General features: G+C 65.5%; 10 protein-coding genes. 1 reads left to right on the top strand and 9 read right to left on the bottom strand.

Annotated features, from left to right (window positions below):
- Positions 1-129: 129 nt before the first annotated feature.
- From ACIQ51_RS13415 to ACIQ51_RS13380, 8 genes are read right to left on the bottom strand one after another with little or no spacing between them, the layout of a single operon-like run.
- On the bottom strand, positions 130-1,632 hold the full coding sequence (locus tag ACIQ51_RS13415) for a CpaF family protein (protein ID WP_396205566.1): 1,503 nt from the start codon (positions 1,630-1,632) through the stop codon (positions 130-132).
- Between the two features lie 2 nt (positions 1,633-1,634).
- Entirely contained in the window at positions 1,635-2,849 is a 1,215-nt protein-coding gene (locus tag ACIQ51_RS13410) for a P-loop NTPase (protein WP_396205564.1), read from the bottom strand.
- Positions 2,846-4,042 carry a type II and III secretion system protein family protein gene (locus tag ACIQ51_RS13405; RefSeq protein ID WP_396205563.1) on the bottom strand — a complete coding sequence of 399 codons (1,197 nt, stop codon included), beginning with the start codon at positions 4,040-4,042 and terminating at the stop codon, positions 2,846-2,848. The genes ACIQ51_RS13410 and ACIQ51_RS13405 overlap by 4 nt, the downstream gene beginning before the upstream one ends.
- Before the next feature lie 56 nt (positions 4,043-4,098).
- Complete coding sequence (gene cpaB, locus ACIQ51_RS13400; RefSeq protein WP_396205562.1) at positions 4,099-5,064, bottom strand: Flp pilus assembly protein CpaB; 966 nt, start codon at positions 5,062-5,064, stop codon at positions 4,099-4,101.
- A 52-nt stretch (positions 5,065-5,116) separates the two neighbouring features.
- Positions 5,117-5,569, bottom strand: a complete 453-nt coding sequence (locus tag ACIQ51_RS13395) for a TadE/TadG family type IV pilus assembly protein (protein WP_396205561.1) — start codon at positions 5,567-5,569, stop codon at positions 5,117-5,119.
- A gap of 12 nt (positions 5,570-5,581) precedes the next feature.
- Positions 5,582-6,118 carry a prepilin peptidase gene (locus ACIQ51_RS13390; protein WP_396205560.1) on the bottom strand — a complete coding sequence of 179 codons (537 nt, stop codon included), beginning with the start codon at positions 6,116-6,118 and terminating at the stop codon, positions 5,582-5,584.
- Positions 6,119-6,133: 15 nt separating this feature from the next.
- Positions 6,134-6,307: a Flp family type IVb pilin gene (locus ACIQ51_RS13385; protein WP_396205559.1), complete on the bottom strand. Its 174-nt coding sequence runs from the start codon at positions 6,305-6,307 to the stop codon at positions 6,134-6,136.
- 7 nt (positions 6,308-6,314) lie between these two features.
- Positions 6,315-6,488 (bottom strand): Flp family type IVb pilin, encoded by a 174-nt coding sequence (locus ACIQ51_RS13380; RefSeq protein ID WP_396205558.1) that lies wholly within the window; start codon positions 6,486-6,488, stop codon positions 6,315-6,317.
- A gap of 258 nt (positions 6,489-6,746) precedes the next feature.
- On the opposite strand from ACIQ51_RS13380, the gene ACIQ51_RS13375 reads away from it, so the two are divergent.
- Positions 6,747-8,180: a hypothetical protein gene (locus ACIQ51_RS13375; RefSeq protein WP_396205557.1), complete on the top strand. Its 1,434-nt coding sequence runs from the start codon at positions 6,747-6,749 to the stop codon at positions 8,178-8,180.
- On the opposite strand, the gene ACIQ51_RS13370 is transcribed toward ACIQ51_RS13375, so the two are convergent.
- Positions 8,171-9,715 (bottom strand): DEAD/DEAH box helicase, encoded by a 1,545-nt coding sequence (locus tag ACIQ51_RS13370; RefSeq protein ID WP_396205556.1) that lies wholly within the window; start codon positions 9,713-9,715, stop codon positions 8,171-8,173. The two genes, ACIQ51_RS13375 and ACIQ51_RS13370, sit on opposite strands and share 10 nt — an antisense overlap.
- Positions 9,716-9,788 lie beyond the last annotated feature (73 nt).

Here is a 9,788-nt window from a genome sequence, read left to right as displayed (position 1 = left end):
CGCCCGCCGTGATGCGGGCTTTGAGCGCCGCCGTCGCTTCCAGCCGACGCCGATTGGCGAACACGTACAGCCCGAGCAGGACGAAGGTGGTCCCGAAGAAGACCAGGAAGAGGATGAGGGTTTGCATGGCTACTCCGCCAGAAACAGGCGCGCAGGGAGATCGATGCCGGCAATGTGCAGTCGTTCCATGAAGACCGGCCGGACGCCCGTGGCCTGAAACTCCCCCACCACCTCGCCGGCATCGGTGATCCCCTGGCGCCGGTACCGGAAGAGTTCCTGCATCGAGATCACATCACCCTCCATGCTCGTGATCTCCGAGATCGACACGATACGCCGCGAGCCGTCGGCCATGCGGGCGATCTGAATGACCAGATCGAGGGCCGACGCGATCTGCTCCCGGATCGCACGCAACGGCAAGGACGTGCTCGCGAACTGGATCATCGTCTCGACACGCGCCAGGGCGTCCCGCGGCGAGTTCGCATGAATCGTGGTGAGCGATCCCTCGTGTCCGGTGTTCATCGCCTGCAGCATGTCGAGAGCCTCGGCACCACGCACCTCACCCACGATGATGCGATCAGGGCGCATACGCAGGGCGTTGCGCACAAGGTCTCGCGCGATGACCTGCCCGCGCCCCTCCGCGTTCGGCGGACGCGTTTCGAGCCGGCACACGTGTTCCTGCTGCAATCGCAGCTCCGCGGCGTCCTCGATCGTCACGACCCGCTCGGTGGCCGGGATGTACGCACTGAGCGCGTTTAGCAAGGTGGTTTTGCCCGACCCGGTACCCCCCGATACCATGATGTTCATTCGCGCCTGCACGCAGGCCGCGAGGAATTCCACCATGTCCTGCGTAAGCGTGCCATTCTCCACCAGCGCCGACATGGGCATTTCGGCGCCGAAGCGGCGGATGGACAGGATCGGACCGTCGAGCGCCAGCGGCGGGATGATGGCATTGACACGCGACCCGTCGGGCAATCGGGCATCCACCATCGGCGAGGATTCGTCCACGCGACGGCCTACGCGGCTGACGATACGATCAATGATCGCCAGCAGGTGCGCATCGTTGCGGAATGTGACCGGCACTCTGGAGAGTCGGCCATGACGTTCGATGTACACATCGCGCGGACCGTTCACGAGAATGTCCGAGATCGTGGGGTCGCGGAAGAATGGCTCGATCGGTCCGAGCCCCGTGACCTCATAGACGATCTGTTCGATGACATCCTCCCGCTCGGCCTGCGTGAGCGGGGTCGCTTCGTTGCGCAGGAAATCGGCCACGGCATCGCGGATCTGCGCCGATACGACCGTGCTGTCCTTTACTCGCTCCAGGGCTTCCAGATCGAGCTGCTCCACCAGCCGACGATGCAGATCGACCTTGAGCTGTTCGACAGGACCCAGCGGCTCGACCTCGATTCGCCGCTGGCCGATGGTGCGGGGGCGACGCTCCACCGCAACGGGTGCCCCCCCGCGACGACGAACGGCAGCCCCGGACAGCCCACGCGGTGCCGGCGGCGATCCACCCCCCGGACTGTGGCGGTCCGTCGCCCCCGCGAGAACGCTCGTCCCCGACGGCGACTCCTCCGCCTCCCGGGCTACCGTGGTGGCCACACCCAGCAGCCGCTCCCGTAATGAGGCCATGGTTATACCCTCCCCAGGCGGAAGAGCCGCCGCTTCCGTGAGTCCCCGCCATTGCCACCGTTCGAAGCCACATCGATCGATGCAGGCGGATTGGTCAGCGTACTCGCCAGCTGCACGAAGCCGCTCGACAGCGACGAACCGGGTTCGTGCACGAGCACGGGGATGCCCTTGGTCGTTGCCTCGGCACAGGCCCCGAAATCATTGGGCAGCTTCGCGTGAATGCGGCGACCCAGCACCGTTTCGGCATCTCCGATCGTCAGTGGCGATTCGGCATTCGAGCGATTCACGACCACCTGCACCTTCGTTGGTGGGTATCCGAGCCGGTTGAACAGCTCGAGCGTGCGCTGTGTACTGCGCAAGGCCGGTACGGAAAGCTGCGTAACCAGCACGATGCGATCGGCGGCATCGAGGGCACCGATGGTGCGCTCGCTGAGATAGTGCTCGAGATCGAGCACCACGACGTCGAAGTGTGCGCGAAGCTGACCGAGAATGGTGCCGGTGGCCGAACTCTCGATGAGATCCTGCACTTCCGGTCGGTCGGATGACGCCAGCACATGGATGCCGGCAGGACCGGGCGTCATGAGCGACGACAGGAGTTCCCCATCGATGCGATCGACCTTCATGACCAGATCCCCGATATCGTATGCCGGCTTGAGATCGAGCAGCACCCGCACATCACCACCTACGACAACGAAGTCAACCAGGGCCACCCGCACGGCTGGCTGCTGACGCGCAATTGCCGTCGCGAGATTGACCGCCATGGTGGTGGTCCCCAATCCCCCTTTGCCCGAATACACGGCAATGAGCGTCCCGCGGGTCCGCGGCGCCGGCTCCATGCGCCGCAGCAGCCGGCGAACCGCCACGTCGAACTCCTCCGACTGGACCGGCGCAGGCACAAACTCTGGAATGCCTGCCCGCAGTGCCCCGAGAATCAGTTCCTGAGTCGCGTTCGCGGCCGTCCCGATGATGAACGGCACCGAGGAACGAATGTCATGTTCGATCAGCGACAGCTCCTCGGTCGTCGCGGACCCAATCGGCAAAATGACCAGATCGAACTTCGTGGTCCCCAAACGTGCAGCGGCCTCAGCCAGGGTGTCGACGCGTTCAACCGCGGTGAAGCCGCGCGACAGCAGGACGGCACCACTAGTGGTCTCTGGCTGGTCGGCGTTCCCAACCACCAGGACCGTGCGCAGCTCCGGAGACGGGGCGGTAGTCACGGGAGCTTCCTGACCGTATCGGCTGGCAAGCGTTTGCGGAGCACATCGAGGGCCGGCGTGCGTGCATCGCGCAGCAGCGGCAGCGTAAGCTCGTCACCAATCTTCGACGGATCGATGATTGTTGGCGTAACGATGACCAATAACTCCGTCTCCGAACTTTGCCACCGTGTGCTCCCGAACAACGACCCCAGTACAGGCAGATGCATGAGCAGCGGAATCCCGGTCCGCACCTGCTCTCGCTCTTCGTTGAACAAGCCCGAAAGGATCACGGACTGATCGCGACGAATATCCACGGAGCTTTCCACGCGGCGCGAGCGTAGCGCCGGGATGCGAAAGCCACTCAGGGTGACGGCATTGCTATAGTCGAGGCTCGAGACTTCCGGGCGCACGTACAGGGTGATCACACTATCGCTCACGATCGTGGGGGCGAAGCGCAGCCGCACGCCGAACTCGCGATACTGAATGGTGACGGGAATCCCAACGCCGGCCGCTCCGCCAAGCCCCCCCTGCACCACCGGCACGGGGAGTTCACCACCAGCCAGGAAGGACGCCGAGTCTCGGTCCGCTGCAAGCAGGTTCGGCTCGGCGAGCAAGCGTGCGCGTCCACTCTGTTCTTCGGCTTGCAGCAGCGCAAGAAATTGCTTCGTCCCGAAGTCCGATAGGATGGAGAGGAAGCGAGTATCCGTCGGAAGCCGCACGCCACCATCGCTCGTACGCGCATCGTCGTTCTTGAAGACCCCAGTCCCCACCCGCGTGTTTCCCTGCGTGCTGGTGTGCAATCCGGAGACCCCGACTTGGCGAAGCACATCCCGCCGGATCTCCGCCAGACGCACGGAGAGCAAGACGAGCTGGCGATCATTCGGGGTGCGGATCGATACGCGATAATGCGTCCGTGGTTGTCCAGTCGCCCAGATCACCACGTCGGTTTCCCCGAGGGCCTTGCCGCTGATCAGCACGTCGTGCTCAGTGATTACAACGACGGTGGCAATATCGGGATTGGCGACGGCGACCTTGAGCACCGGCTCCTTCGAGGCGATCGGAAAGGACCGCCCCACGGAGAGATTGATGCGATGAATTGAATCGGAGGGCGGCGATGGTTGCGCCGAGGCGGGCACGGACGTCGTGCCGAGGCAGAGCAGCACCAGCAGCGCATGGCGGTTCGCCGCGCGCATCACGCGATGCCGGAGAGTCATGAAGTACATCACGCCGAGACCTCTCTCGGTGAGAGAAACGAAGGCAGAGGAGACGATCACGTGCGCGGGGGCTTCCTGATCGTGCTGTCAGGCTTCCTGGTGCTGTCAGCCTTCTCGAAGCGCTGCTGGGTGACCTTGTCACCGCGGATGACGTCGATGGTGAGCGTATCAGGCTTCTTCGGCACAGCCACGGGCACGACGGGGCCGGCGATTGGCGGCGGCGCCGGCGGCGCGGCCACCTTCACCGGTCGCTGGGCCACCCGGGGACGTGCGCGGGGGGCATCGTCCACCACCGGTGGTGGGACAGGCTTCGGCGGGCGCTGGAGGACATCCACCGAAGTGGCGCCCTTCGTACTCACGGTGTCGGGATCACCGAAGCCGCGCAGCACGAGTTGAATCGTGCCATCGCGCATGGCCACCGCGAGGCGCTCGGCCTCGATCGGTGTCACCTCGAGGGTGGCCGACGTCGCGATGATGGGCGAATTGTCCGGGCCCGAGCGATCAACGGTCCCGACCGACAGAACCCGCATGTTTGACATGAACAGCTTGGAGATCTGCTCACCGTCCGGACCCTTGTCGCGGAGCGTGACCAGTACATCCACCCGCGAATCCGGCTGAATGAGACCACTCACACCGACCACGTCATCGATTTTCACCGCCATGGCGCGCTTGCCCGGCGTGATTTTCACCTGCAAGCCGGGACCGGTACCCACGGGTGCCAGTCGTCCTGGCACGATGACTTCGCCAGCATAGACCGGCACGCGCGTCACGCGTCCGACGACCGAATCGATGCTGCTGAACGCCCCGGGTGGCACGGACACGATGGGCCAGTCTTTCCGGTCAAGTGCGCCGCGCGTGAGTGACATCCCCTCGGGGATGTCTTTCGTGGCCACGAGCACGGGGCGTAACAGCACGCGGTTCTGCGTTCGGGTCGTCTCGATGACCCGATACACGCCAAACGTGGCCATCCCGGCCGTGATGACGGTGGCAACGAGGACGACGGAGTAGCGATTGAGAGTCATGACAGCACCGTTCGATGCAGCGACGGGGACTCGGGTGTCGTGCTCCGGGTGCTCATGAGCCTTCCCACCGGAACGTGGCCCGAGCGTGGAGCACCGGCGTCAGCGGCTGTCGCATCAGTGCCGGCAACGGGGTGAGCCACGTAAAGGGGTAGTTGATCTGGACCTGCACGGCCTGCAGCTGACCGGTGGAACAACTCGGCAGACAGGTGACGACCACTTGCGACGCGGCATTCACCGGCGTGTTGCCGAACGGCGACATCTTCGAGGCGGCCGTATCCCGGATGGCATTCAATGCGGCACCGGGATTGGTGTGCCGCGCGCCATAGCGCGCGCCTTCTCTCGCGGCGGCCGTGAGATTGTTGGCCGTGAACATCGCCCGACCGAAGTCGATGGTGCCAAACACGAGCACGAGCAGGAGCGACACGAAGATCGCGAACTCGAGAAGAGCAACGCCCGACTCGTCGCGTCGAAGGATGCGAGATCGACTCGCCCACGATGGGAACATGATGCGTCTGCCTCACCGGATGAGTCCTGGCCAGTGTGCCGCCCCTGCCAGGCCCGCCGCCATGGCGAGCGCGTACGGCATGCGGTGATCCCACGCCGACGGCGTAGGCTCCCGCAGGAGGGCGGGATGTTGAACACCATGCACCAACCGAAAGAGCGTGTGACGAAGCCCGTGACGCTGCGCGAGATAGAGCAACGACAGGATGCCACCACTGAGGCCGGCAATCATCGCCGCCTCGATGGCCCCGGTGGGGCCGAGCCACGCGGCACCCGCGGCGAAGAGTTTCACGTCACCGCCACCCAGCATGCGCAGGAGCCAGAACGGCAACCACACCAGCAGCCCGACGGTCAGCCCAGCCACGGCGTGAACTCCGCCACCGAGCCCCCCGTCGAGCAGGGCGAAACCCACCCCCGCCAGCGCGCCCACCACCACCAGCCCATTCGGAATGCGACGCGTTCGCAGGTCCATCACACAGGCCGTGAGGAGCACGACCACCAGGGTGACAGCCTCAACCTGAGGCAGCAATGCCCCCCCGAACGCGATCGACATGGCGCGCCCGATGCCCTACGGCAGTCCCGCATTCGCGAGCACGAACCCGTTGCTGACCTTGGCCCCGATGGCAGTCACCGCTACGATGGCCAACGCCGTGATCAACAGGCTGAGCATGCCATACTCGAGGAGCGTGGCACCGCTCTCGTCCCGCCAGAAGCGGCATGGCGCATGGTCTGCGATGATCACGACGGCGTTACGGCAGATTGGTGTTCACGGTGTCAAAGCCTGTGCTGACCTTGAGACCGATGGCCTTCACGGCCACGATCGACAGCACGGTGATCAGCAGGGTCAGCATGCCGTACTCGAGCAGAGTCGCGCCGTCCTCGTCTGCAATGAAGCGCTTCGATAGCGTGGTGATCGATCGCATGGATGTATCCTCCTGACCGCGAGTGAATGATCGGAGCCGAATGGGAGCGACAGTGCAGGCTCCGTGACCACACCGTCGGGCGCCAGTCGTTGGGAAGAAGGCGATAAAGGCCGCAAACCCATGGGGCGTGACGCTGGGCACAGCATAGCGATCGGTGTGCCGTGCGAAATCAGTGAGAACAGCGACAGCCGTGTCAGTCGCGATCCGGCAGGCGGTTGGCACCCGCGGCCAATGTTGTCGCATGTCTGATGTTGCCGCATGCCCTCTGTATTCCCCATGCAGCGGCTGAGCGTCTTCCTGCCAAGCCTGCTGGGCAGTGCAGCCATCGCGCTGCTGCTGTACTCAGCGGTGCCACTCACGCAAAGCGATGGGGATCTCTTCGCCCACATCGCCTTCGGCCGCGACATCCTGCACCACGGATGCTCGGCACCGGTCTCACCGGCATGGGGCAGTGCCGTGCTGCTTGCATGGCTACACGCGCTGGGTGGACTGCCGGCCATTGTCTGCGTCGTGGCGGTCATGGCCGGCCTCGCGCACGCGCTCGTTACTCACCTGCTGCTGCGCAGTGGCGTCGCACCACTGACGGCGCTGCTTGGGGGCGTCGTATCCGTGGCGCTCGCATCATCACACTGGCTGGCTCGCCCGCACGCAGCAACGCTACTGCTGCTCGCCATCCTCATGCTCCTCCTCCGCGGTCGTGACGCGCGCACCATCCGTTGGCTCATTCCGCTCTTCGCGATCTGGGCCAATCTCCACGGCGGCTGGACCTTCGGACTGATGGTTTTGGTGTCCCATACCATCGGCGAGGTGATCGCACCCCGGCAGCAGCACAGTCATCGGCAGCGATCAACCATCCTGATCGCCGTCACCGGCCTCGCGTGCGTTGCCACGCTCGCCACGCCATACGGTATCGCGCTCCAGCGTACCATTCTTCACACCCTGCAGGATGGCGCACTCGCCGCCACGGTCACGGAATATCAGCCACCGGCCCTGACGTCACCGGTTGATGTCCTCTTCCTGCTGATCGCTCTGGGAGCGCTGCCAATCCTCATCGCCACACGCGCCGCGTGGTCACCCTCGACGACACTGATCGTGCTGCTCAGCATCGTGGTGTCGCTGAGGGCCAGTCGGAACATCGCGCTCTTTGCGTTCACGGGCTGGCCCCTGCTCGTCATGCAGGCCGCCAGACGACATCCAACACCATCCGTACCATCCGTCGGGAACCTCACGATCACGCAGACAGTCTGGTGGCCTGGGGGCCTCGTGGCCGCAGGCGTCCTCCTGCTCGGTGCGCAGGGCGGGCAGTTGTGGCAGCGGGAGATGCTCGCCGTACCAATTGATGCCACCCGGTTCCCTGTGGCGGCCGTCGACGCGCTGCAGCAGGCGCCGCCGCCTGGTCACGTCCTGACAACGTGGGCCTGGAGCGGATACGTCCCCTATGCATGGCGCGGGCACCAGGCATGGTTCGATCCGCTGCACTTCACCCCAGAACGGATGCAGCAGCTCGGGACATTGTTGACACTCCGCGCCGGGTGGCGCGGGCTGCTCGACCGTGCAGCCATTGGCACCGTGCTGATGCCAAGGCGCTCAGCGTTGGCGCTGGCATTGGCGGATGATCACGCCTGGGACTGCTGGTACCACGACCGAACGGCGACGATCTGTCGTCGCCGTTCGGCCCCCGATCACTTGTAAGGGCTGTCGTTTCGGCGATCACGTGAGGCGTCGCTGCCACCAGCGCGCCCGGGCCCGTTGGCTCGTGGACCGTTGCCGCCCGCCCCGTGTGCGCCTGCGCCGTTTGCACCTGCACCGCCTCGACCGCCGGGACGGCGCGATCCGCCACGACGGCGGCGCGCACCGCCGCTCTGCACGGCGTCACCGGCTTGGGCTGTTGGTCTGCTTCCTCCCTGCGGTCCGCGCGGGCCCCGCTCCGGCTTGGCCGCCTTGGCCGCGCGACGCGCGGCCTCCGCTTCCTGCGCGGCCACCCGGCGCGACGCCTTCTCGGCCGCCCGCGCACGATCCTCCGCCTTCTTCTTCCGGATCTCCGCGATGCGCTCGGCGATCGGAACTTCGAGCTTGGCCTGGGGCTTGGCGCTGTAGTCGAAGTCGGGGACGGTCACGCGCGGCAGCGTCTTCTTGATGGCGCGCTCGATCGCCTTGAGCTCGCCCTCTTCCTCGGGGCTCACGAAGGTGAAGGCTTCACCGGTCGCTTCGGCGCGTGCGGTGCGCCCCACGCGATGGATGTAGTCTTCCGACGCCACCGGCACGTCGAAGTTGACCACGTGGCCGAGGGCTTCCACGTCGATGCCGCGTGCGGCGATGTCAGTGGCCACGAGCACCTGATACGCCCCGTCCTTGAAGCCGGCGAGCGCCTGGGTGCGCTGTGCCTGCGAACGGTTGCCGTGAATGCGCTCGGCCTTGATGCCGGCCGTCACGAGCTGACTCGCCAGACGATTGGCGCGATGCTTGGTGCGCGTGAACACGAGCGCCTGCGGCATGTCGCCACGCTTGAGCAGGGCCACGAGCAGCGCACTCTTGAGGTCCTGCGACACGGGATACACCGCCTGCGTGATCCCCTTGGCCGGCGCGGCCTGACGCTGGAGGTTGAGCGTGGCAGGATTGTGGAGCATCTCCTTGGTCAGCGCCGCGATCGGCGCCGGCATGGTGGCACTGAAGAAGAGCGTCTGCCGCTTCTTCGTGGGGAGATGTCGCAGAATCTTCTTGATTTCGGGCAGGAAGCCCATGTCGAGCATGCGGTCGGCTTCGTCGAGCACGAGGTACTCGAGGTGCTCGAGCTTCGCGTAGGGCTGACGGAAGTGGTCGAGCAGCCGACCCGGGGTGGCGATGATCACATCGGCGCCGCTCCGGAAGGCGTGTTCCTGCGGTCCCATCCCCACGCCGCCGAACACGGCGGCCCCCGTGAGCGGCGTGTGCGTGCACACGTCGTTGAGGCTGTCGAGAATCTGCGCCGCCAGTTCGCGCGTGGGCGTGAGTACCAGCGCGCGCGTCTTGCCGCGCGGGCGCTCCATGAGCTGGTGCAGAATGGGCAACAGGAACGCGTAGGTCTTGCCGCTGCCGGTCATGGCGCAGGCAAGCACGTCGCGCCCTTCGAGCGCGGGCGGAATGGCCTCGCCCTGAATGGGGGTCGGCCTGGCGAAGCCGAGCTCCTTCAGGCCCTGAAGGAGACTCGGGTGGAGCTGGAGCGAAGCGAAAGTCAGTGCAGCAGTCACGTAATGGTCTGGGATATGTGTGTACGTGAAAGCTCGCGGAATCCCGGGCTGTGCGCCATGGGATGACGGGATT

This window comes from Gemmatimonas sp., assembly GCF_044344655.1.
Classification (GTDB): Bacteria; Gemmatimonadota; Gemmatimonadetes; order Gemmatimonadales; family Gemmatimonadaceae; genus Gemmatimonas.
This window is presented reverse-complemented; position numbering and strand designations above follow the sequence as displayed.

Excerpts from the sequence above, each read along its gene's own strand:
- ACIQ51_RS13380 (WP_396205558.1), bottom strand. The coding sequence starts at position 6,488 with ATGCGATCGATCACCACGCTATCGAAGCGCTTCATTGCAGACGAGGAC.
- ACIQ51_RS13415 (WP_396205566.1), bottom strand. The coding sequence starts at position 1,632 with ATGGCCTCATTACGGGAGCGGCTGCTGGGTGTGGCCACCACGGTAGCC.
- cpaB (WP_396205562.1), bottom strand. The coding sequence starts at position 5,064 with ATGACTCTCAATCGCTACTCCGTCGTCCTCGTTGCCACCGTCATCACG.
- ACIQ51_RS13390 (WP_396205560.1), bottom strand. The coding sequence starts at position 6,118 with ATGTCGATCGCGTTCGGGGGGGCATTGCTGCCTCAGGTTGAGGCTGTC.
- ACIQ51_RS13405 (WP_396205563.1), bottom strand. The coding sequence starts at position 4,042 with ATGACTCTCCGGCATCGCGTGATGCGCGCGGCGAACCGCCATGCGCTG.
- ACIQ51_RS13375 (WP_396205557.1), top strand. The coding sequence starts at position 6,747 with ATGCCCTCTGTATTCCCCATGCAGCGGCTGAGCGTCTTCCTGCCAAGC.
- ACIQ51_RS13395 (WP_396205561.1), bottom strand. The coding sequence starts at position 5,569 with ATGTTCCCATCGTGGGCGAGTCGATCTCGCATCCTTCGACGCGACGAG.